This is a genomic window from Streptomyces sp. NPDC044063, assembly GCF_056434285.1.
This window is the reverse complement of the sequence record NZ_JBWKFM010000025.1, coordinates 36,459-57,172: the sequence shown is the minus strand read 5'-3', so window position 1 is coordinate 57,172 and position 20,714 is coordinate 36,459. Positions and strand designations below refer to the sequence as shown.

The following is a 20,714-nucleotide window of genomic DNA, read 5'->3' as shown; positions in this document are numbered from 1 at the left end:
GTGGGACTAGGCTCCTGCGCTTGGCGGTGCACGGGCGGTGACGACGGGCGAGGAGCGGCGGGAGGCTCGGGATGCGGCTGTACGCGGCTGTCGCGGTCAGCGGCTTCCGGAGGTACGCGACGTACCGGTCGGCCACCGTCGCCGGGGTGTTCACCAATACGGTCTTCGGCTTCATCCTCGCCTCCACCTACATCGCCCTGTGGAACGAACGGCCGCATCTGGGCGGCTACGACCGGTCCCAGGCACTGACGTTCGTCTGGGTCGGCCAGGCGCTGCTGGCGTCGGCCGCGCTGCTCGGCGGCGGCTTCCAGGAGGAGCTGCAGGAGCGCATCCGCTCCGGCGACATCGCCGTCGACCTCTACCGGCCGGCGGACCTCCAGCTGTGGTGGCTGGCGAGCGACCTGGGACGGGCGGCCTTCCAGCTGCTGGGGCGCGGGGTGGTGCCGCTCGCCGTCGGCGCGCTCGCCTTCGAACTGGCCCTCCCGGACGATCCCTTGACGTGGGCGCTGTTCCTGCTGTCGGTCCTTCTCGGCGTCGTGGTGAGCTTCGCGCTGCGTTATCTGGTGGCGCTGTGCTCCTTCTGGCTCCTCGACGGGTCGGGGGTGGGAACGCTGAGCGCCCTGCTGTGCATGTTCTTCTCCGGCAGCCTGCTGCCGCTGAACGTCTTCCCCGGCGCCCTCGGCGACGTCGCGCGGGCGCTGCCGTGGTCCGCCATGCTCCAGGTGCCCGCGGACGTCCTGCTGGGGCGGCACCGGGGCGCCGGGCTCGCGGGAGCGCTGGTCTTCCAGACGGTGTGGGCGGCCGCGCTGCTCGCGGCCGGCCGGGTGCTGCAGTCGGCGGCGACCCGCAAGGTGGTGGTCCAGGGTGGCTGACGGCGGCAGGGTGGCCGCCGGCGGCCGGGCGGACGTCAGCAGGGTGCGCCGGTGGGGCGACGGGCTGCGCTCGTACGGCCTCGTCTCGGCCATGTGGGTGCGCTCCACGATGGCGTACCGCCTGTCCTTCCTGATGATGGCCGCCGGCAATTTCGCCGGCACCGCGCTCGACTTCGTGGCCATCGCCGTCATGTTCTCGCACGTCGACGCGCTCGGCGGGTTCTCCCTGCCCGAGGTCGCCTTCCTCTACGGCACGACGAGCACCTCCTTCGGCCTCGCCGACCTCGCGCTGGGCAACATGGACAAGCTCGGCCGGCGGGTGCGCGACGGCACGCTGGACACCCTGCTGGTGCGTCCCGCGCCCGTCCTCGCGCAGGTGGCCGCCGACCGCTTCGCGCTGCGGCGGGTGGGGCGGCTCACCCAGGGCGCCCTGCTGCTGGGCTGGTCGCTGGCCCACCTGGACGTCGCCTGGACACCGGTCGCGGTGGCCCTCGTCCCCCTGATGGTCGTCAGCGGAGCGGTGATCTTCGGCGCGGTCTTCGTCGGCGGCGCGGCGTTCCAGTTCCGGGCGGACGACGCGTCGGAGGTCCAGAACGCCTTCACCTACGGCGGGACGACGCTCCTGCAGTACCCGCCCACCGTCTTCGCCACCGACCTGGTGCGCGGGGTCACGTTCGTCGTGCCGCTCGCCTTCGTCAACTGGGTGCCCGCGCTGCGCGTACTGGGCCGCGACGACCCGCTGGGGCTGCCGGGCTGGGTGGACTTCGCCTCGCCGCTCGTGGCCCTCGTGTGCTGCGCGGCGGCCGGGCTGGCATGGCGGGCGGGACTGCGGAGCTACCGGAGCACGGGGAGCTGAGGACGATGGACACGATCATCGAGCTAGACGGCGTGGAGAAGGTCTTCCACGTCCGCCGCAGGGCGGGCTTCCTGCGCCGCGAGCGGCGGGAGGTGCGGGCCGTGGACGGCATCGGCTTCCGGGTGCCGCGCGGCGCGATGGTGGGCTACATCGGCCCCAACGGCGCGGGGAAGTCCACCACGGTCAAGATGCTGACCGGCATCCTCACCCCCAGCGCCGGACGGCTGCGCGTGGCGGGCATCGACCCCTCCCGCGACCGTACGGCCCTGGCGCGCCGCATCGGCGTGGTGTTCGGGCAGCGCACCACCCTGTGGTGGGACCTCCCGCTGCGCGACTCGTACGGGCTGGTGCGCCGCATGTACCGCATCCCGGACGGCCGTTACCGCGCGAACCTGGAGCGCTGTGTGGAGCTCCTCGACCTCGGCGGGCTGCTGGACGTGCCGGTGCGGCAGCTCTCGCTCGGCCAGCGGATGCGCGGGGACATCGCCGCGGCGCTGCTGCACGACCCCGAGGTGCTCTACCTCGACGAGCCGACCATCGGTCTCGACGTGGTGAGCAAGGCCAGGGTCCGGTCGTTCCTGCGCGAGGTGAACACCGAGCGGGGCACGACCGTCCTGCTGACCACGCACGACCTGACGGACATCGAGCAGCTCTGCACACGGGTGATGGTCATCGACCACGGCCGCCTCGTCCACGACGGCGATCTGGAGGCGCTGCACGCGGCGGGGCGGGGCGAGCGGATGCTCGTGGTCGATCTGGAGCGCGAGATGCCCCCCATCAAGGGCGTGCCCGGCGCGCGGACCGTACGTGTCGAAGGGCCCCGCCAGTGGCTGGCGTTCGCCGCGACGAGCAGTGCCGCGCCCATCGTCGCGGCGGTGGCCGCACGTTGGCCGCTGGTGGACCTGTCGGTGCGCGAGCCCGACATCGAGGAGGTCATCGCCCGGCTGTACGCCGAACGGCCCGCCCCGTAGCCCCTTAGGCTGGCGTCATGACGAGCGAACTTCCCGAGATGCGCGCCTCCGACGCCGAGCGGGAGCGCGTGGCCGAGGTGCTGCGTGAGGCCGTCGCCGAAGGGCGGCTGGACATGGAGGAGTTCGGGGAGCGGCTGGACGCCGCCTACAAGGCGCGTACGCACGCCGATCTGGAGCCGCTCGTACGGGATCTGCCGGTGCCCTCCCACGCGGGCGCGGGGACGGTCGAGGCGGCCGCGGGGGACTGGGCCGGACGGATCGGGGGCCCTGCCACGTCCCGGGGCGCGGTCGGCGTCATGGGCGGCTTCCAGCGGCGCGGCCGCTGGACCGCGCCCCGCGTGTTCACCGCCTTCGTCTTCTGGGGCGGCGGTGAGATCGACCTGCGCGAGGCGCGGTTCGAGGACCGCGAGGTGGTCATCCGCTGCATCGCCGTCATGGGCGGCATGCAGGTCGTCGTGCCGCCGGAGCTGGAGGTCCATGTCGGCGGCGTGGGCGTCATGGGCGCCTTCGACGACAAGGCCTCCGGCCCGGGCACCCCGGGCTCGCCCGTCGTGCGGGTCACCGGGTTCGCCTTCTGGGGCGGTGTCGGCGTCGACCGGAAGGTGACGAAGGCCGAGCGGAAGCGGCTGCGGGAGGAGCGGCGCGAGGAACGCCGGCTGGACCGCGAGGAGCGCCGGGGCGAGCGCAAGTCGCTGGAGTGATCGTTTCTCCCCCCCCCGGATCTCTCTCCCCGGATCTCTCCCTGGGCCCCCGGATATCTCCCCGGACAGGCCCTTCGCGCGCGTCCTAGAGCGCCGCGGCGACCGGCCGGTTCCTGAGCGTGCCGAGGTCCAGGGAGTCGGCCATCACGCGGTAGCCGGCGTCACTGGGGTGGAGGTGGTCGCCGCAGTCGTAGGCCGGCAGCAGCCGCTGCGGGTTCGCCGGGTCGCGCAGCGCCAGGTCGAAGTCGACCACGTCGTCGAAGACGCGCCCGGCGCGGATCTCGGCGTTCACGCCCTGTCGGACGATCTCCTGCTCCGGCACGACGCCCTTGTGGCCCGTGAAGGGCGTGAGGGTGGAGCCCACGACGCGCACGCCGCGCGCGTGCGCCCGCTCGACGAGCCGGCGCAGCCCCCCGGCGATCCGCGCCGGGTCGGTCTGCTTGGGGCGGCGGAGGATGTCGTTGACGCCCAGCTCGACGACCACGACCCGGACACCCGCCCGGGAGAGCACGTCGCGGTCGAAGCGCTCCAGGGCGCTGGGGTTGTTGACCGGGGACGCCCCCTGGCCGCCGAGCAGGACGCGGTTGCCGCTGATGCCCTGGTTCAGCACGCCGTAGTGGGGGGCGCCGGGCTCGGAGCGCAGCCGGGCGGCCAGGAAGTCGGTCCAGCGGCGGTTGGCGCCGATGGTCGAGGACACGCCGTCCGTGATGGAGTCGCCGAGGGCCACGACCGCGCCGCGCGCCTCGGTGCTCCAGACGTCCACGCCGGTGACGTAGCGCCAGTAGGGGCTCTTCGTGGTGTACGCGCGGCCCTCGGTGTCCTCGACCCGGTCGCCGTCCGCGAGGAAGGCGGGCTGGCGGGCGTACGGGTGGATGGTGACCGGGCCCGAGGGGGCGGCGGCGTACGTGGTCACCATCAGGTCGGTGGCCCGGCCGACGGGGAGCCGGACGGGGTCGCTCACGGTGGCGCGGCCGGCCGGGATGGTGACGGCGGTCCGCCCGCCGAAGGTGAGCACGCGCATGCTGCCCGGCACGGCGGCGGGGCCGCCGGGTGTCGCGGCGACGGCCAGGGAGGCGTGGCCGATGGTCAGCGGGCCGGTCCCGAAGAGGTTCGAGAGGTGGACGCGGGCGCTGCTGCCGGCGAGCGTGGTGTGCACGACGTTGCGGATCGAGCGGTCGGGGAGCCCCTGAGGGGTGTCCGGCTCGGCCGCCGCCGGGGACGTGGACCAGGAGCCCACCCAGCCGCCCACGGCGGCGGGCGCGGCGGAGCGCCGGGCCTCGTGGGTCCGGTCGGCGGGCCGTCCGCCGGAGTCCCCGGTGGTGAGGAAAATCGCGGTCGAGACGACGATCACCACGCCCACCAGCGACGCGAGCACGGCGTACGCGGCGCCGTGGGGCAGGGGTGACCTCTTCATGGGTGGTTGTCTCCTGGGGACTGCGGAGCGTGTGGCTCCGGGCCCGGCCGGGCGGCCCGGGGCGGGAGCCACGCAGCACGTGCTCGTGACATGTCAGCTGCGACTTGTCAGACGCGGGGAACTCCTCGTCCGTTCCCCGAGTCGGTCCGGTAGGGACAATGCGTGTCAGGACAGCCGGAACGGGTGGTGCGGATGAAACGGTCGCATGGTCAGGAGCCGGCTGCCGCCGGGGATGGCGGGATTGCCGCCGATGGAGTGACGCCGGCTCCGGTGGGCGGATTCGCCTACAGCGCGGCGGACGAGGAGAAGCGGCGAGGTGTCCGCCGGATGAAGGCGCTCGCCACGGGGCTCCTGCTCGCCGTCGCCGCCGTCTACGCGCTCGCCACGTGGGCGCGTACGGCGGGCTGGGGCGGGTCCTGGGCCGGTTTCGTGGCCGCGGCGGCGGAGGCGGGCATGGTGGGCGCGCTCGCCGACTGGTTCGCCGTCACGGCCCTCTTCAAGCGCCCCCTGGGACTGCCGATCCCGCACACGGCCATCATTCCCACGAAGAAGGACCAGCTGGGCCAAAGCCTCGGCGACTTCGTGGGGGAGAACTTCCTCTCCGGCGAGGTCGTGCGGCTGCGGCTGCGGGCCGTCGGCATCGGTTCCCGGCTGGGCGCCTGGCTCGCCGACCCGGCGCACGCCGACCGGGTGACCGCCGAGCTCGCCACCGCCCTGCGCGGCGCCCTGACCGTCCTGCGCGACTCCGACGTCCAGGCCGTCGTCGGGGAGGCCGTCACCCGCCGGGCCGAGGCGGCCGAGGTCGCGCCCGGGATCGGGACGCTGCTCGGCAAGGTCGTCGCCGACGGCGGCCACCGCAAGGCGGTGGACCTGGTGTGCGCGCGGGCCCACGACTGGCTCGTCACCCACAGCGACTCGGTGATGGCCGCCGTCACCGGCGGCGCTCCCGGCTGGACGCCCCGCTTCGTGGACCGCAAGGTCGGCGAACGCGTCTACAAGGAGCTGCTCCGCTTCGTCACGGAGATGCGCGACATGCCGGACCACCCGGCGCGCGGCGCCGTCGACCGATTCCTCGCGGACTTCGCCCGCGACCTGCGGTCCGACGCCGACACCCGCGCGCGGGTCGAGCGGCTGAAGTCCGAGGTGCTGGGCCGGGGCGAGGTGCAGGACGTCATCGCCTCCGTGTGGTCGGCCGTCCGCTCGATGATCGTGGCCGCCGCGGAGGACGAGCGGAGCGAGCTCCGGCTGCGGACGCGGGCCTCCATCCTTTCCCTGGGCGCCCGGATGACCGCCGACGAGCGGCTGCGACGGAAGGTGGACGGCTGGCTGGAGGACGCGGCCGTCTATGTGGTGACGACGTACCGGGACGAGATCACCGCGCTGATCACCGAGACGGTCGCCGGCTGGGACGCCGACCACACCTCGCGCAAGATCGAGGCCCACATCGGCCGGGACCTCCAGTTCATCCGGATCAACGGCACGGTGGTCGGCGCGCTGGCGGGCCTGGTGATCTACACGACGTCGAGGCTGCTGGGGGCGTAGCGGCGCGGGGGTTCATGTACCGCCCACCGAATGCCCGTCCACGGCCTAGGGTCGGTCCGTGAAGAAACGTCTCAACCTGCTGTGGCTCCTGGTGCCGTACGTCCTCTACCTGGGCGTCCTGCCGCTCGTGGACCGTGTCCGCCCGACCGTGCTGGGCCTGCCCTTCCTCTTCTTCTGGCTGCTGCTGGCGACGTTGCTGACCCCGGTCGCCGTCTTCCTCGCGTGGCGGGGCGACCGGAAGCGGGGCCGCGCGTGAGCGCCGACGCCGCCGTCGCGTCGGCGATCTTCGGGGGGTTCATGGTCCTGACCGTCGCCCTCGGCCTGCTGGCCGTCCGCGGCCACGGCCGCGACACCGGCCTCGCCGAGTGGTCGGTGGGCGGGCGCAGCCTCGGCACGGTCCTCATCTGGGTCCTGATGGCCGGCGAGGGCTACACCAGCTTCAGCTACCTCGGCGCCGCCGGCTGGGGCTACAACCACGGCGCACCCGTCCTCTACGTCATCGCCTACATGTCCTGCGGCTACGCCATCGGCTACGTGGTCGGGCCGACGCTGTGGGCGTACGCCCGCCGGCACGGCCTGGTCACCATCACCGACATGGTGGCCCACCGCTACGACCGCCCCTGGCTCGGCACGGCGGTCGCGATCCTGGCGACCGTCTGCCTGCTGCCGTACATCCAGTTGCAGATCACCGGCATGGGCGTCGTCGTCTCGACGATCTCCTACGGGGCGATCAGCCTGAACTGGGCCTACTTCATCGCCTTCGCCGTCACGACCGGATTCGTGGTCGTCAGCGGCCTGCGCGGCAGCGCCTGGGTCTCCGTGCTCAAGGACGTGCTGGTCATCGCCACGCTCGGCTTCCTCGCGGTCTACGTGCCGACGCACTACTTCGACGGCTACGGGCCCTTCCTGGACCGGCTGGTGGCCGAGAAGCCGGACTGGCTGACCTTCACCGGCCACGGCGGCAGCGGGCTCGGCGGCGGCTGGTTCGTGACGACCAGCTTCCTCAACTCCCTGACGGTCGTCATCTTCCCGACGACCGTGGCGGGCTACCTGGGCGCGCGCAACGCCGACGCCCTGCGGCGCAACGCGATGCTGCTGCCCTTCTACAACGTGCTGCTGTTCGTGCCCATGCTGCTCGGCATGGCGGCGCTCTTCGTCGTGCCGGGGCTCACCGGGGCGGGCTCCAACCTGGCGCTGTTCAAGCTGGTCGTCGACTCGCTGCCGGCCTGGGCGGTGGGGGTGATCGGGGTCGCGGCGGCGCTGTCGTCGATCGTGCCGATGGCGGTCTTCATGCTGGTCATCGGGACGATGTGGGGGAAGAGCGTGCTGGGCGCCATCCCCCGGCTCACCGGGCGGCCGGACCGTCAGAAGGCGGCCGCGCAGGTCGTGGTGGTGGTCTCGGGCGCGCTGGCGCTGGTGCTGACCTACACCGAGCCCAACACGCTGGTGCGGCTGTCGCTCATCTCCTACGAGGGCATGGCGCAGCTCGTGCCCATGATCCTGCTCGGGCTGACCTGGCGGCGGATGACGCTGTGGGGCGCGGTGGGCGGCCTGGTGGTGGGCGGCACGCTGGTGTGCGCCCTGGTCTTCACCGGCCACGATCCGGTGTGGGGTGTGAACGCGGGCGCCGTGGCGCTGGTCGCGAACACGGCCGTGGCGGTGGCGGTGTCGTGGTGGGGGCCGCGTCCGGCCGACCCGCGACCGGACGAGGAGGTCCTGGCGAGGGATCCGGGAAGGGACGCGGGAAAGGACGCGGGAAGGAACTCGGGAAGGAACGCGGGAAGAGCCGCCGGAAGCGACCCGGTGGAGGACACCGCGAGCATGTCCGACTACCATCGGAACCACTGAGACGACTGAACCGGACATCCGGTCGAGGGAGGGGTTCTGATGCGCCACGCGCCGCGTACGCACGTCAGCGTGCTGCTCCTCCTGCTCTCCGAAGTGCTGCTGGCCCAGAGCGGCCTGCTGTCGGCCGTCGCGCTCGCCGCGACCACGGCCGTCGCGGCCGCGCTGGTGCTGTGCGACGTCGCCGTGGCGGCCGCCCGCACGGGCGGTCCGCTCACGCCGATGCGCGTCCGCACGGCGATCCGGGACCGCGAGATGCGGACCGCGTTCCTCGCCCAGCGGGATCCGAACGCCCAGGGCCGCAGGCGGCCCCGGGCACCCGGTCTGCCCTTCCCGGCGGCCGCGTAGGCACCCTCGCGTCCCCGCACCCACTCTTCTTCTCTTCTTCGCTCTTCCCGCCTCTCCCGCCTGCCTGTTCGCGGCCTGGCCGAGTGCTGAGCGCCGGGCTCCGAGCGTCGAGAATCCGTGGGTCCGGGCGCACGGGTCGTGCCCGCGTGGCTCGTCACGCCGATCCCCGTACGTCCTTCGGCATTGACGAGACCCGTGGAGGGCTCACCCACCATGTCCTTTCTCACCCCTCTCTTCACCGCGCTCGGCTCGGTCCTGACCCATCTCGCCGACGCGCTCGAACCGTTGCTGGGCGGCTCCGCAACCGCCGGGGCGATCGTGGTGTTCACCATGTGTATGCGCGTCGCGCTGCACCCCCTCGCCCGCTCGGCGGCGCGTGGCGAGCGGGCCAGGGCGGAGCTCGCGCCCGCACTGGCGGCGTTGCGGCGCAAGTACGGCAAGCGGCCGGAGCGGCTGAAGGAGGAGGCGGCGAAGCTCTACGCCGAGTCCGGGACGTCACCCGTGGCGGGGTGTCTGCCGGCGCTGGCGCAGCTTCCGGTGTTCTACGTGATGTACCACCTGTTCTCGACCGGTGACGGAGGAGGGGATCTGCTGGCGCACAAGCTGCTGGCCGCGCCGCTCGGTGAGCGCTGGGCGGACGCGCTGGGCGCGGGCGGCCCGGTGGGCCCGCAGGGGCTGGTCTACCTGGCGCTGTTCGCGCTGGTGGCGGCGGTCGCCACCTGGACGTACACGCGCAACCGCAAGACCGCGGCGGCGCTGCCGGCCGCGCTGGACGGCGACGAGCGGACGCCGGGGCTGGCCACGATGACGAAGCTGATGCCGTTGCTCTCCTTCGGCACGCTCGTCACGGCCGCCGTGGTGCCGCTCGCCGCCGGGCTCTACCTCGTGGTGACGACCACGTGGACGGCGGTGGAGCGGGCCTGCCTCCAGCCGCTGCGCACGCCGCGGGAGGAGAAGGCGCGGGCCTCCGCCGGGTAGCCGGTCCGGGCCGGTCCGGGCCTGTCCGGGGACCGAAAGGGGGCTTGTGGAGCGAGCCTCCGTTCTTGGACGATCATGCGGGGCGGAGCGGGCCATGACGACTGGGGGAGTGGAGCCATGAGACTGCTGCGGGTCGGACCCGCCGGGGCGGAACGCCCGGCGCTCCTGGAGGACGACGGGACCCTCCGTGATCTGTCGGGGCTGGTCGCGGACGTGGACGGGAGGCTGCTGGGCGACCCGTCGGCGCTGGCCCACGTCCGGGCGGCCGTCGGCGCCCGCATCCTGCCCGTCCTCGATCCCGGGGGACTGCGGGTCGGGCCGCCGGTGGCCCGGATAGGCAAGATCATCGGCATAGGGGTGAACTTCCCCGGTGTCGCGCCCGGGACGGCGGCCGCCCCGGCGGAGCCGGAGCTCTTCCTCAAGTCGCCCGACACGGTGGTCGGCCCCGACGACACGGTGCTGGTGCCGCGCGGCGCGGGGAAGGCCGACTGGGAGGTCGAGCTCGCCGTCGTCATCGGCCGTACGGCGCGGTATCTGCGGACGGACGAGGAGGCGCTGGCGGCCGTGGCGGGGTATGCCGTGGCGAACGACGTCTCCGAGCGGGAGTTCCAGTTCGAGCACGGCGGCCAGTGGGGCAAGGGCAAGAACTGCGAGACCTTCAACCCGCTGGGCCCCTGGCTGGTGACGGCCGACGAGATATCCGACCCGCAGGCGCTGGGCATGCGGTCGTGGGTCAACGGCGAGCTGATGCAGGACTCCAGCACGGCGCGGCAGTTCTTCCCGGTCGCGTATCTCGTCCGCTACATCAGCCGGTTCATGACGCTCCACCCCGGTGACGTCATCAACACCGGCTCGCCCGCCGGATCGGCGCTGGGGCGGCCCGAGCCGAAGCCGTATCTGCGTGCCGGGGATGTGATGGAGCTGGAGATCGACGGGCTGGGGCGGCAGCGGCAGCAGCTGAAGGACGCGTAGCCGGTGAAGGACGCGTAGCCGGTGAAGGGTGAGTGGGCTGGTGAGGGACCCGTAGGCCGGTGAGGGACCCGTAGGCCGGTGAGGGATGCCTGGGCCGGCCGGGGGACCGGTGGGTGTGGCTCCGTGACCCTCTCCCTGCAATATGCATATTTTCGGATATGTCTCAGAGGGAGCATGGAACGCGCCGGGTCCTCCATTCGATGACCGCGGCCGCGGTCACCCTGGTCGCGGCCGGCGGCACCCTGCTGGCCTGTGCCTTCGCCGCGCCGGGCGCCGGTGACGGGCGGTCGGCCCCCGGGCCGGGGCCCTGTGTGCCGGGCCGCTGCCCGGGCTCGTACCCCGAGCCCCATGGCGGCGGGCTCACGGGCCGGGACAACGGCGTCAACGTCTTCGTCGGCGGCGACTTCGCGGTCCGGGACGCGGCGGCGGGGGCTGAGGGGCGGGTCGTGGTCGCGGGCAGCTTCGATCTGGCCAAGGGCGCGGGGGCGCCGCAGGCCTACAGCGTCGGGGCGCTGGGTGTCGGTTCGCGGGTGCCGCCGGACAACGGCTCGCCGTTCCTGCGGGTGGGCGGCGACCTCAAGCTCGCCCCGGGCCACCGGCTGCTGGCGGAGGACGGCCCGGTGAAGGGGACGGTCGCGTTCGCCGGGCAGCAGACCGGTACGGGCACGGTCAGCCCCAAGGTGGTGCACGACGCGGGGGCGGTCGCCGCGTACGAGGGGCTACGGGAGGAGCTGACCGCCGCCAGTACGTGCTACGCCTACGACAAGGGGATGCCGAGGAAGGCGACGGGCACGGCGGTCAACGAGGGGAAGGCCACGGTCTTCACGGGCGACGGCACCTCGGCGTTCCAGGTCTTCAACGCGCCCTTCGACCTTGTCGCACCCGGCGGCGGGGCCCAGGACCTGACCTTCCGGAAGATCCCGCCGAACGCGACGGTGCTGGTGAACGTCACCGACGAGAGCGGCGAGGCGCGCACGGTCAGCAGCTCGGCCGGAGCGATCGGCGGCGTGCGCCGGGAGCGGCTGCTGTGGAACATCCCCGACGCCCGGCAGGTCCGCGTCACCGGCAACGGGCAGCTCCAGGGTTCGCTGCTGGTGGGCCGGCGGTCCTCCACGACACGGATCTCGCTGCCGGCGGTGAACGGCCGGGTGTTCACGGCCGGTTCCCTGGCCCATGAGTCGGGGACGGGCGGACCGAGCGGCCAGGCCATCCGCGCCTACCCGTTCGTGGGCGTCCTGCCCGAGTGCGGCACGGGCCCGACGCCGGACGCGGACCCGGCGGGCCGGGAGGAGCCCGATCCCTTCCCGCCCGCGGGTGGACTGCTGCCCCCGAACTTCCCCTTCAACTTCTCCGACGGCCTGTCGGGCCCCCAGGGCGCCGCCGGACGGGGACCCGACCCCGGCCCCGAGGCCGCCGCGCCCGACGACCTGTCCGACGGCGAGGTCAACGACGAGGCGGACGTGGCGGGCGACGGCGGCGGCCACGGGACCCGGCACGGACCGCCGATGCGGACCTCCATGGCGATCGGGGCGAGCCTGATGGCCGCCGGCGCCGCCCTGGCGCTGGCGGTCCTCTTCAGAACCCGCACCCGTACCCGCGCCGGCCACTGACGCCCGTCAGCCGTACAGCCCCGTCAGCCGTACAGCCCCGTGAGCCGTACAGCCCCGTCACTCGTACAGGCGCGTCGCGTACTGCGGCCCGTAGTAGCGCTCCAGCTCCTCCACGCTGGCGTCGGGCCGGTCCTGGGCCTTGGCGATGCGGGCGCGCGAGGGGACCGCTTCGGGGTTCCACGTCTCCGGCTTCCACAGCTCGGAGCGCAGGAATGCCTTCGAGCAGTGGAAGAAGACCTCCTCGATGTCGACGAGGAGCGCGAACCGCGGCCGGTGCCCCTTCACGACCATCCGGTCGAGGAACGGCGCCTCGCGCACCAGCCGGGCCCGGCCGTTGATGCGCAGCGTGTCGCCGCGGCCGGGCACCAGGTAGATGAGGCCCACCCGCGGATTGCTCAGGATGTTGTGGAAGCCGTCGGCGCGGCGGTTGCCGGGTCGTTCCGGCAGCGCGATCGTCGTGTCGTCGAGGACGAGGGTGAAGCCGGCCGGGTCGCCCTTGGGGGAGACGTCGCAGCTGCCGTCGGCAGCCGACGTCGCCACCAGGCAGAACGGCGACCGTTCCAACCACTGCCGGTCGTGCTCGAGGAGGGCGGTGCGGACCTTGCCCGCGACCTGCGGGGTGGGTGGCCCGAGCAGTTCGCGCAGCTCGTCCGCTGAGGTGATCTCGACTATGCCGGCGGCGGTCTCCATCGGTGCGTCCTTTCGGCGTACGTGTCCCAGTCCGGAGCGTAACCGCCCCGGATGGGCGTGACGTGGCGGTGTGGCGCATGCCATGAAGCGATCGCGTACCGAACCGAAATGACGCTGGATCAGGCACCGGCGTGGCACCGGCTCGGCGCCGGGTCAGGCCAGGAACAGCTCCAGCGCCTCGGTCACCAGCGCGTGGTCCTCGGTCTGCGGCAGCCCCGACACCGCCACCGCGCCCACCACCCCCACACCGCGCACCCGCAGCGGGAACGCCCCGCCGTGCGCTGCGTAGCGGGCCGGGTCGAGGCGCGAGGACTCCTCGAAGGTGCGGCCCTTGGCGCGGAAGCGGGCGCCCACGAGGAGGGAGGACTCGCCGTAGTGCTCGACGACCCGGCACTTGCGGTCGATCCAGGCGTCGTTGTCGGCGGAGGTGCCGGGCAGGGCGCAGTGGAAGAGGCGCTGGGCGCCGCGCCGGATGCCGATGGTGACCGCCAGGCCCCGCTCGCGGGCCAGCTCCGTGAGGAGGCGGCCCAGGCGCCAGGCGTCGTCGTGGTCGAAGCGGTCGAGGACGAGCCGGCGTTCGTCGTCGGCGAGCCGGGCGAGCTCCTCGCCGGTCCCGTCCGGGGCCGCGCCCCCGGCACCAGCCGTGGGCCCGGCACCAGCCGTGGGCCCGGCGTCCCCGCTCATCGCGCGGCCTCCGGCTCCTCGGTCAGGCGGACCGTACGGCCCTCCGCCGCCGAGACCTTGGCGGCCTCCAGTACGCGCAGCGCCGCCTCGGCCTCCCGTGCGGTGACCGGCGGCCGGCCGCCCGTGCGCAGGGCCTCGGTGACGGCCGCGTAGTACGCGGGGTAGTCGCCCGGCAGCGTCCGCACCGGCTCGCCGCCGCCCGTGAGCGGGGACTCGCCGGCGCCGAGCCGGCCCCAGGAGGACTCGGGCTCCACGCCCCAGGGGCGGCCGTCGCCCGGCCGCAGGCCCTCCCGCAGCGCGGCCTCCTGCGGGTCGAGCCCGTACTTGACGTAGCCGGCCGTGTCGCCCAGCACGCGGAAGCGCGGGCCCAGTTGGGCGGCGGTCGCGCTCATCCAGAGGTGGGAGCGGACGCCGCCGGCGTGGGTGACGGCGATGAACGTGTCGTCGTCCGCCTCGGCGCCGGAGCGGCGCACGTCGGACTCGGCGTAGACGGCGGTGGCGGGGCCGAAGAGGGTCAGCGCCTGGTCGACGAGGTGGCTGCCGAGGTCGTAGAGGATGCCGCCGACCTCGACGGGGTCGCCGGACTCGCGCCAGCCGCCCTTGGGGTGCGGCCGCCAGCGTTCGAAGCGGGACTCGAAGCGCTGGACCTCGCCGAGCGTGCCGTCGGCGACGAGCGCGGCGACGGTACGGAAGTCGTTGTCCCAGCGCCGGTTCTGGAAGACGCTCAGCAGCAGGCCCCGGCTCTCGGCGAGCGCGGCCAGCGACGCGGCCTCGGCGGCGGTCGCGGCCAGCGGCTTGTCGACGACGACCGGCAGCCCGGCCTCCAGCGCGGCGCGGGCGATGGGGACGTGGGTGCGGTTGGGGGAGGCGACGACGACCAGGTCGAGCTCCCCGGCACGGGCGAGGAGGGCGTCGGTGCCGCCGGCGACCCGTACCCCGGGGTGCTCGGCCAGGACCCGCGCCTGCCGGTCGGGGTTGGCGGTGACGACGGTGTCGAGGACCAGCCCGTCGGTGGCGGCGATGAGCGGCGCGTGGAACACCGAGCCCGCGAGACCGTAGCCGACCAGGCCGACGCGGAGGGGCGGGGGCGGGGCGAAGGAGCCCGTGGCGTCGCCCCGGGTGGCGTCCATGTCCGTGGTTTCCATGGGCTCCACTTTGGCAACAGCGTTGCGTAAGTGCAAGCGGAGTGGAGAATGGGCCCGTGAGCACTATCGGAGACGGGATCCCCGGCGGGCCCGGAACCCATCCTGGGGCCAACCTCGCCGCCCTGCGCGACCACAACGCCGCCCTCGTCCTCGGCCTGCTGCGCGACGCCGGCGAGCGCGGCGCCAGCCGGTCGGAGCTGTCCGCGCGCACGGGGCTCACGCCCCAGGCCGTCAGCAAGATCACCGCACGGCTGCGGGAGTCCGGCCTCGCCGCCGAGGCCGGCCGCCGCGCCTCCACCGGCGGCAAGCCCGCCACCACCCTGCGGCTGGAGCCCGGCGCCGCGCACGCCCTGGGCGTGCACCTGGACCGTGACGCGATGACCGTCACCCTCACCGACCTCATGGGCACCGAGGTCGCCACGCGCACCGCCCCGCTCGCGTTCGGCGCGGGCGAGGACGCGGTCCTCGGCGCCGTGGAGCGCGAGGTGGCCGCGCTGCTCGCCGGGGCCGGGGGCCCCGCCGTCCTCGGTGCCGGGGTCGCCGCCCCCGGACCGCTCGACCACGCCGGTGGCGTCCTCCACCGTGTCACCGGGTTCCCCCGGTGGGACGGGTTCCCCCTGCGCGACGCGCTGAGCGAACGGCTCGCCCTGCCCGTCGTGCTGGACAAGGACACCAACGCCGCCGCCCTCGGCCTCGCCCTGCGCGGCGCCCACTCCTCCGCCTCCCGGCAGTCCTTCGCCTACCTCCATCTCGGCACCGGCCTGGGCGCCGGGCTCGTCCTCGACGGCCGCGTGCACCGCGGCGCCCGCACCGGCGCCGGGGAGTTCGGGCACCAGGTGCTGCGGCTCGACGGCCCGCCGTGCCCCTGCGGGAACCACGGCTGTCTGGAGGTCCTGTGCCTGGCGGCCGTCGCGGACGGCGACACCGCCCACGCGGCCCGCCTGCTCGGCGTCGGCGCCGCCAACCTCGTACGGCTGCTGGACATCGACCGGGTGCTGCTCGGCGGCCGGACCGTCCTGGCCCACCCCGGCGCGTACCTGCGCGGTGTCCGCGCCGAGCTCGGGGACGCGGTCCCCGTGGACGTGGTCCCCGCCGGCGGGCGCACCGTGGTCGAGGGGGCGGCCGAGCTGGTGCTGGCCCCTCTCTTCGGCCGCGCGGGATCCACGGCGAAGGCCCCGGCGGCCGCCGGGTGAGCCGTCCCGGTCGGATGAGATGACCATCGGCCTATCGGGCGGCAATTGACGCCCGGTCGGACGCAAGGCGCGCCGCGCGCGGTGCCGGGCCGCCGTGCGCGGGGATGTTCCGGTACGACCCGAGCCCCATCCGCAGAGGTCCCCAGAGGTCCCGGGAGGTCCCCGATGCCCGCCCAGTCCGCGATGTCCCCGACCCGAGCGCCGGGGCCCGTCCGGCGGGCCCTCCTCGCCTGCGCCGCCGTGCTCGCGGCCGGCACCGCGGCCACGGCGGCCCACGCCGCCGTCGTGACGGCCCACGCCGCCGTCGTGACGGCCCGCCCGCCCGCCGACACCCCGCCCCAGCAGCAGTGCGGCGACCCCACCGGCACCCAGTTCCCGATCACCTCGCGCCTGGTGGGCGGCCCGGGGGCCTACGCGAGGGGTGGCGCCGCCCAGTCCTGGGGGCTGGAGCTGCGCAACGGCACCGATGCCGAGTGCCGGTCCATCCACCCCGTCACCGTCCTCGCCGACAAGGCCAAGGCGCTCCGCCCGGACCACTTCCACCTCGACTTCTACGACCGGAGCGACGCGCGCTGGCGGCCGGTGCGCTTCGAGCGCACGGACGAGGCGGAGAACGTCGGGGTCCTCGGCGACGCGGCCTCCGGCTTCCCGGGCTTCGCCGTGCCGCCGCACGGGTCGGTCTCCGTCCCGCTGCGCCTCGGCTTCACCGACGGCGCTCCCGAGGGCGCCGTCACCGCCAACGTCACGGCCGTCCAGCGGCGCGGCGCCGACGGCGCCTGGGTGGGGGAGTCCGACGACTACACCTTCGCCGTGGGCCCTCCCGGCACCCGGTCCGCCGGGCCGCCCGCGCCGGACCGGCCGGACCTGGCGAGCGGGGCGCCCGGCGACATCGCGGGGACCCCGCCGGCGCTCGCCGACAGTGGCGACGAGCGGCCCGTGCTCGCGCTGGGCCTCGTGGCCTGCGCGCTGCTCGCCGCCGGGGCGGCCCTGCTCATCGGCGCCCGGCTGACCCGCGGCCCCCTCGGTGCCGTACCGGAGGGCGGCGGTCCGCCGGAGCCGGGCGAGCCGCCGGAAGCCGGCCGTGCACCGGAACACCTGTCCGGGAGCACCCCGCGGGACTGATTAGGCTGGAGGTGTCAGGGCGGCGCACGAGTGGCGCTGTCCTGGCGTCCCGGTGCCCCGCGCCGGTGACGGCCGACAGCACGGCAGGAGTCCGTAGTGGCAGAACGCAAGCCGATCGAGTCCTGGCTCACCGACATGGACGGCGTCCTCATGCACGAGGGCATCCCGGTCCCCGGCGCCGACGCGTTCATCAAGAAGCTCCGCGAGTCGGGCAAGCCCTTCCTGGTCCTGACCAACAACTCGATCTACACGGCCCGGGACCTCCACGCCCGGCTCCAGCGCATCGGCCTCGACGTGCCGGTCGCCAACATCTGGACCTCGGCCCTGGCCACCGCCCAGTTCCTGGACGACCAGCGCCCCGGCGGCACCGCCTACGTCATCGGCGAGGCCGGCCTGACCACGGCCCTCCACGACATCGGCTACGTCCTGACCGACGCCGACCCCGACTACGTGGTCCTCGGCGAGACCCGTACCTACAGCTTCGAGGCGCTCACCAAGGCCATCCGCCTGATCAACAACGGTGCCCGCTTCATCGCCACCAACCCCGACGAGACCGGCCCCTCGGCCGAGGGCGCCCTGCCCGCCACGGGCTCGGTGGCCGCGCTCATCACCAAGGCGACCGGACGCGAGCCCTACTTCGTCGGCAAGCCCAACCCGCTGATGATGCGGGCCGGGCTCAACGCCATCGGCGCTCACTCCGAGAGCAGCGCCATGATCGGCGACCGGATGGACACCGACATCCTGGCCGGGCTGGAGGCCGGCATGGAGACCTTCCTGGTGCTCACCGGGCTCACCCGGGCCGAGGAGGTCGACCTCCACCCGTTCCGCCCGTCCCGGGTCGTGGACTCCATCGCGGACCTCGTCGACCTGATCTGACGTCGGACCCACCCGGTCCCACCCGGTCTCACTCGATCCCGCCCGATCTCGCGCGACCTCACCCGGCCTCACCCGGCCTCACCGGTCGGAATCCGCCCCGGAATTGGGCCGAACCGGTCTGATTACTGCTGAAGATCGTCAAATGGAGCAATACGAGCACGGAGCGGATGCGCGCGGCCGCTCCGGCAGGTGAATCTCTGGAGTACCAGGAGGTTCACTATGGCTTCAGTCCGCGCTTCCGTCCGCTCCGCCCTGTGCGGCGCCGTGACCGCGGCGGCCGTCGTCTCCGCGGCACCCGCCCATGCCGGCGACGGCCCCGCCACCATGTCCGGAACCATCGAGCTCACGCCCGTCACCAGCCGGCCCGGCGCCGAGGTGCAGCTGAGGGTCTCCGGCTGCCCGAGCAACCGGGCGACCGCCTCCTCCGAGGCGTTCGCGAGGGACGCCCGGTTCACCAAGGACTCGGCCGGCATGTTCGCCGAGGCGACCGTCCGCGGGACCGCGGCCGCCGGCACCTACCCGGTCAGGGTCACCTGCGAGGGCGTCGGCTCCCCGGCCGAGGGCCGGCTGACCGTCGTCACCGACGGCCGCGACCTCTCCGACCTCTCCGACCGCTCCACCGCCGACCGGGCCGGGCACCCGGGCACCGACCGGGCCGGGCGCCCCGCCACCGACCGGCCCGAGGCCTCCCACGGCGACCGCGCGGCCCGCGACCCCGGCTCCGCCCCCTCGCCCGTCGCTCCCGTGCCCGCCGGAGGCGGCGGCACCCGGCCGGTCGCCGTGGCCGAGGCGCCCGACACCCCCGGCCTGGTCCTGGCCGGCACCACGGCGGCCATCGCGGGCGGCCTCATCTGGTACCGCCGCCGCGTCAACGCCCAGCAGCGCCGGCGACAGCAGCAGAGCTGACGCCATGTCGGACGAGCGCACGAGCGGCCCCGGCCGTCTCCTGACCGGAACGGCCTGGGCCGCACTGCTGGTGGCGCTGTGGCTGTGGGGGCGCGACGCCACGGACGTGCCGCCGCCGGACGCCCCCGTCACCGGCGACGTGGCCGCCGCCGGACGGCCCGCGCACGGCCTGCCCCCGGCCCACGCCCCCCTGGCGCCGGCCCGGCCCCGCGACCTGGACATCGGCAGCGCGAACATACGCGCGCCCATCGAGCCCCACGGCCTGACCCGGCAGGGCGCCGTCGAGCCGCCGCCCTACACCCGCCCCGGCGCCGTCAGCTGGTACCGGAGCGGGCCCGCCCCCGGCAGCCCCGGCGCGGCCGTCCTGGTCGGGCACCTCGACACCGACCACGCGCCCGCCGTCTTCCACCGCCTCGGCGGCGTCACCCCCGGCGAGAAGATCCGCGTCACCCGCGCGGACGGCTCCACCGCCGAGTTCACCGTCGAGGACGTCGCCGTCCACGCCAAGGACCGTTTCGACGCCGCGAAGGCCTACGGGCCGCGCCGCGCCGACCGGGCCGAACTGCGTCTGATCACCTGCGGCGGCGACTACGACCCGCGGCGCCGTGCCTACACCGCCAACCTCGTCGTCTCCGCCTATCTGACGGGCACGACCGCTCCCCGCACCCCCCGCTCCCCCCACACCATCGGAAAGGCCTGACGATGAGTCCGACGCCGCGGCCACGCCCGGTCCGGACGGGTCGCCCGACAGGGCGACTCGGCACCTGTCATGGCATGACTGCCCACGGCCGTGGGCACGTCTGTGCCAGCATGGGGAAGGCACCTCCGGGCACCTCCACAGGCAGTACACCCAAGGGGGAGTGGATGTACGGCAGCAACGCCCCGGCGCCGCCGACGCGACGGGCCCGCCGGGCCCCGGTACGAGCGGGTACGGCCCTGGGGGCGCTCCTCCTGCTGGCCGCCACCGGCTGCTCCTCGGGCGAGGACGCGGCCCCCCGGAACGAACCCCCCTCCGCGTCGCCCGCCGCCCAGCGCCCCAAGGCCACCGCCCCCTTCTGGGTCAACCCGGACGGCACGGCGGCCAAGGAGGCCGCCCGGCTCAGAGCGGGCGGCAAGCCGAAGGACGCCGACCTCCTCCAGAAGATCGCCGGCCAGCCGGTCGCCGAATGGGTGGGCGCCGACGACCCCGAGGGCCAGACCCGCGGCTTCACCGAGGCGGCCGCCCAGGCCGACCGGGAGGCCCTGCTGGTGCTCTACAACATCCCCCACCGCGACTGCGGCCAGTACTCCCAGGGCGGCGCCTCCGACGGCGACTCCTACCGGGCCTGGCTGGACAAGGCGGCCCGGGGCATCGGCGACCGCGGCGCCACCGTCGTCCTGGAACCCGACGCGCTGCCGCACATGGAGGACGGCTGCACCCCCCAGCAGTTCCACGAGGAGCGGTACGCCCTGCTGAAGGAGGCCGTCGGCAGGCTCAAGGCGCTGCCCCGGACCAAGGTCTACCTGGACGCGGGCAACCCCAGCTGGGTCACGCCCGCCGATCGGATGGCCGAGCCGCTGCGCCGGGCGGGCATCGACAAGGCCGACGGCTTCGCGCTGAACGTCTCCAACTTCCAGACCACGCGGTCCAGCAAGGACTACGGCCGCAGGATCTCCGAGCTCGTGGGCGGCAAGCACTTCGTCATCGACACCAGCCGCAACGGCAACGGCCCGCTCACCGGCGCCGATCACGAGAAGGCGTGGTGCAATCCGGCCGGCCGGGCCCTGGGCGAGCCCCCCACGGTGCGGACCGGCGACTCCCTCGTGGACGCCTACCTCTGGATCAAGCGCCCGGGCGAGTCGGACGGCGCCTGCCAGGGCGGCCCCGACGCCGGCCAGTGGTGGGAGACGTACGCCCTCGAACTGGCCCGCAACTCCCGCTGACACGAGCACCGGCACAACGACCGACGCGCCCGGCCGGCCCCTTCCGCGGGACCGGCCGGGCGCGGC

At 74.3% G+C, this 20,714-nt stretch carries 21 protein-coding genes; 17 read left to right on the top strand and 4 right to left on the bottom strand.

The features are described from left to right. Window positions 1-71 precede the first annotated feature (71 nt). From AC07BS_RS26595 to AC07BS_RS26580, 4 genes are read left to right on the top strand one after another with little or no spacing between them, the layout of a single operon-like run. Window positions 72-872 carry an ABC transporter permease gene (locus tag AC07BS_RS26595; RefSeq protein WP_478934709.1) on the top strand — a complete coding sequence of 267 codons (801 nt, stop codon included), beginning with the start codon at window positions 72-74 and terminating at the stop codon, window positions 870-872. After that, the gene (locus tag AC07BS_RS26590; RefSeq protein WP_478934708.1) at window positions 865-1,728 is read left to right on the top strand and encodes an ABC transporter permease; all 864 of its coding nucleotides are present in this window, start codon (window positions 865-867) and stop codon (window positions 1,726-1,728) included. Before AC07BS_RS26595 ends, AC07BS_RS26590 begins: the two co-directional genes overlap by 8 nt. Next, on the top strand, window positions 1,686-2,699 hold the full coding sequence (locus AC07BS_RS26585; protein ID WP_478641908.1) for an ABC transporter ATP-binding protein: 1,014 nt from the start codon (window positions 1,686-1,688) through the stop codon (window positions 2,697-2,699). The genes AC07BS_RS26590 and AC07BS_RS26585 overlap by 43 nt, the downstream gene beginning before the upstream one ends. A gap of 17 nt (window positions 2,700-2,716) precedes the next feature. Next, window positions 2,717-3,400 (top strand): DUF1707 SHOCT-like domain-containing protein, encoded by a 684-nt coding sequence (locus AC07BS_RS26580; protein WP_478641905.1) that lies wholly within the window; start codon window positions 2,717-2,719, stop codon window positions 3,398-3,400. 85 nt (window positions 3,401-3,485) lie between these two features. Here the strand turns inward: AC07BS_RS26580 and AC07BS_RS26575 are convergent, their stop codons facing one another. Further along, window positions 3,486-4,814: an SGNH/GDSL hydrolase family protein gene (locus tag AC07BS_RS26575; RefSeq protein ID WP_478934707.1), complete on the bottom strand. Its 1,329-nt coding sequence runs from the start codon at window positions 4,812-4,814 to the stop codon at window positions 3,486-3,488. 192 nt (window positions 4,815-5,006) lie between these two features. Here AC07BS_RS26575 and AC07BS_RS26570 point away from each other — a divergent pair, with 192 nt between their 5' ends. The 7 genes from AC07BS_RS26570 to AC07BS_RS26540 all read left to right on the top strand — a co-directional run bounded on the left by AC07BS_RS26570 (window position 5,007) and on the right by AC07BS_RS26540 (window position 12,109). After that, on the top strand, window positions 5,007-6,356 hold the full coding sequence (locus AC07BS_RS26570; protein ID WP_478934706.1) for a DUF445 domain-containing protein: 1,350 nt from the start codon (window positions 5,007-5,009) through the stop codon (window positions 6,354-6,356). A gap of 58 nt (window positions 6,357-6,414) precedes the next feature. Beyond that, window positions 6,415-6,612: a DUF3311 domain-containing protein gene (locus AC07BS_RS26565; protein WP_478641896.1), complete on the top strand. Its 198-nt coding sequence runs from the start codon at window positions 6,415-6,417 to the stop codon at window positions 6,610-6,612. A 41-nt stretch (window positions 6,613-6,653) separates the two neighbouring features. After that, window positions 6,654-8,204, top strand: a complete 1,551-nt coding sequence (locus tag AC07BS_RS26560; RefSeq protein WP_478934743.1) for a sodium:solute symporter family protein — start codon at window positions 6,654-6,656, stop codon at window positions 8,202-8,204. 39 nt (window positions 8,205-8,243) lie between these two features. Beyond that, window positions 8,244-8,549: a DUF6412 domain-containing protein gene (locus tag AC07BS_RS26555; protein WP_478641893.1), complete on the top strand. Its 306-nt coding sequence runs from the start codon at window positions 8,244-8,246 to the stop codon at window positions 8,547-8,549. Window positions 8,550-8,762: 213 nt separating this feature from the next. After that, a complete protein-coding gene (gene yidC / locus AC07BS_RS26550; RefSeq protein ID WP_478641890.1) occupies window positions 8,763-9,527 on the top strand; it encodes a membrane protein insertase YidC in 765 nt (254 codons plus the stop codon). Between the two features lie 117 nt (window positions 9,528-9,644). After that, window positions 9,645-10,499, top strand: a complete 855-nt coding sequence (locus tag AC07BS_RS26545) for a fumarylacetoacetate hydrolase family protein (RefSeq protein WP_478641887.1) — start codon at window positions 9,645-9,647, stop codon at window positions 10,497-10,499. A gap of 158 nt (window positions 10,500-10,657) precedes the next feature. After that, window positions 10,658-12,109 (top strand): choice-of-anchor A family protein, encoded by a 1,452-nt coding sequence (locus AC07BS_RS26540; protein ID WP_478934705.1) that lies wholly within the window; start codon window positions 10,658-10,660, stop codon window positions 12,107-12,109. A gap of 57 nt (window positions 12,110-12,166) precedes the next feature. Here AC07BS_RS26540 and AC07BS_RS26535 read toward each other — a convergent pair whose 3' ends face one another. The 3 genes from AC07BS_RS26535 to AC07BS_RS26525 all read right to left on the bottom strand — a co-directional run bounded on the left by AC07BS_RS26535 (window position 12,167) and on the right by AC07BS_RS26525 (window position 14,613). Next, window positions 12,167-12,799: a pyridoxamine 5'-phosphate oxidase family protein gene (locus AC07BS_RS26535; RefSeq protein WP_478641881.1), complete on the bottom strand. Its 633-nt coding sequence runs from the start codon at window positions 12,797-12,799 to the stop codon at window positions 12,167-12,169. A gap of 153 nt (window positions 12,800-12,952) precedes the next feature. After that, window positions 12,953-13,483, bottom strand: coding sequence for a heme-degrading domain-containing protein (locus tag AC07BS_RS26530; protein ID WP_478934704.1), 531 nt, complete (start codon window positions 13,481-13,483; stop codon window positions 12,953-12,955). After that, on the bottom strand, window positions 13,480-14,613 hold the full coding sequence (locus AC07BS_RS26525; protein WP_478934742.1) for a Gfo/Idh/MocA family protein: 1,134 nt from the start codon (window positions 14,611-14,613) through the stop codon (window positions 13,480-13,482). Before AC07BS_RS26525 ends, AC07BS_RS26530 begins: the two co-directional genes overlap by 4 nt. Window positions 14,614-14,684: 71 nt before the next feature. Here AC07BS_RS26525 and AC07BS_RS26520 point away from each other — a divergent pair, with 71 nt between their 5' ends. The 6 genes from AC07BS_RS26520 (at window position 14,685) to AC07BS_RS26495 (ending at window position 20,648) form a co-directional block, all read left to right on the top strand. Beyond that, window positions 14,685-15,821, top strand: coding sequence for an ROK family transcriptional regulator (locus AC07BS_RS26520; protein ID WP_478934703.1), 1,137 nt, complete (start codon window positions 14,685-14,687; stop codon window positions 15,819-15,821). A 165-nt stretch (window positions 15,822-15,986) separates the two neighbouring features. Continuing rightward, window positions 15,987-16,943 (top strand): hypothetical protein, encoded by a 957-nt coding sequence (locus tag AC07BS_RS26515; RefSeq protein ID WP_478934702.1) that lies wholly within the window; start codon window positions 15,987-15,989, stop codon window positions 16,941-16,943. Between the two features lie 96 nt (window positions 16,944-17,039). After that, window positions 17,040-17,819 (top strand): HAD-IIA family hydrolase, encoded by a 780-nt coding sequence (locus AC07BS_RS26510; protein WP_478641872.1) that lies wholly within the window; start codon window positions 17,040-17,042, stop codon window positions 17,817-17,819. 219 nt (window positions 17,820-18,038) lie between these two features. Next, window positions 18,039-18,725 carry a hypothetical protein gene (locus AC07BS_RS26505; protein WP_478641869.1) on the top strand — a complete coding sequence of 229 codons (687 nt, stop codon included), beginning with the start codon at window positions 18,039-18,041 and terminating at the stop codon, window positions 18,723-18,725. Between the two features lie 4 nt (window positions 18,726-18,729). Next, window positions 18,730-19,425 (top strand): class F sortase, encoded by a 696-nt coding sequence (locus tag AC07BS_RS26500; protein ID WP_478934701.1) that lies wholly within the window; start codon window positions 18,730-18,732, stop codon window positions 19,423-19,425. Window positions 19,426-19,589: 164 nt separating this feature from the next. After that, window positions 19,590-20,648, top strand: coding sequence for a glycoside hydrolase family 6 protein (locus tag AC07BS_RS26495; protein ID WP_478934700.1), 1,059 nt, complete (start codon window positions 19,590-19,592; stop codon window positions 20,646-20,648). Window positions 20,649-20,714 lie beyond the last annotated feature (66 nt).

What these genes read in the sequence shown, in the direction of transcription:
- AC07BS_RS26595 (WP_478934709.1), top strand. Translation starts at nt 72, where the DNA reads ATGCGGCTGTACGCGGCTGTCGCGGTCAGCGGCTTCCGGAGGTACGCG.
- AC07BS_RS26585 (WP_478641908.1), top strand. Translation starts at nt 1,686, where the DNA reads ATGGCGGGCGGGACTGCGGAGCTACCGGAGCACGGGGAGCTGAGGACG.
- AC07BS_RS26580 (WP_478641905.1), top strand. Translation starts at nt 2,717, where the DNA reads ATGACGAGCGAACTTCCCGAGATGCGCGCCTCCGACGCCGAGCGGGAG.
- AC07BS_RS26575 (WP_478934707.1), bottom strand. Translation starts at nt 4,814, where the DNA reads ATGAAGAGGTCACCCCTGCCCCACGGCGCCGCGTACGCCGTGCTCGCG.
- AC07BS_RS26570 (WP_478934706.1), top strand. Translation starts at nt 5,007, where the DNA reads ATGAAACGGTCGCATGGTCAGGAGCCGGCTGCCGCCGGGGATGGCGGG.
- AC07BS_RS26560 (WP_478934743.1), top strand. Translation starts at nt 6,654, where the DNA reads ATGGTCCTGACCGTCGCCCTCGGCCTGCTGGCCGTCCGCGGCCACGGC.
- AC07BS_RS26555 (WP_478641893.1), top strand. Translation starts at nt 8,244, where the DNA reads ATGCGCCACGCGCCGCGTACGCACGTCAGCGTGCTGCTCCTCCTGCTC.
- yidC (WP_478641890.1), top strand. Translation starts at nt 8,763, where the DNA reads ATGTCCTTTCTCACCCCTCTCTTCACCGCGCTCGGCTCGGTCCTGACC.
- AC07BS_RS26545 (WP_478641887.1), top strand. Translation starts at nt 9,645, where the DNA reads ATGAGACTGCTGCGGGTCGGACCCGCCGGGGCGGAACGCCCGGCGCTC.
- AC07BS_RS26540 (WP_478934705.1), top strand. Translation starts at nt 10,658, where the DNA reads ATGTCTCAGAGGGAGCATGGAACGCGCCGGGTCCTCCATTCGATGACC.
- AC07BS_RS26535 (WP_478641881.1), bottom strand. Translation starts at nt 12,799, where the DNA reads ATGGAGACCGCCGCCGGCATAGTCGAGATCACCTCAGCGGACGAGCTG.
- AC07BS_RS26530 (WP_478934704.1), bottom strand. Translation starts at nt 13,483, where the DNA reads ATGAGCGGGGACGCCGGGCCCACGGCTGGTGCCGGGCCCACGGCTGGT.
- AC07BS_RS26525 (WP_478934742.1), bottom strand. Translation starts at nt 14,613, where the DNA reads ATGGACGCCACCCGGGGCGACGCCACGGGCTCCTTCGCCCCGCCCCCG.
- AC07BS_RS26515 (WP_478934702.1), top strand. Translation starts at nt 15,987, where the DNA reads ATGCCCGCCCAGTCCGCGATGTCCCCGACCCGAGCGCCGGGGCCCGTC.
- AC07BS_RS26505 (WP_478641869.1), top strand. Translation starts at nt 18,039, where the DNA reads ATGGCTTCAGTCCGCGCTTCCGTCCGCTCCGCCCTGTGCGGCGCCGTG.
- AC07BS_RS26500 (WP_478934701.1), top strand. Translation starts at nt 18,730, where the DNA reads ATGTCGGACGAGCGCACGAGCGGCCCCGGCCGTCTCCTGACCGGAACG.
- AC07BS_RS26495 (WP_478934700.1), top strand. Translation starts at nt 19,590, where the DNA reads ATGTACGGCAGCAACGCCCCGGCGCCGCCGACGCGACGGGCCCGCCGG.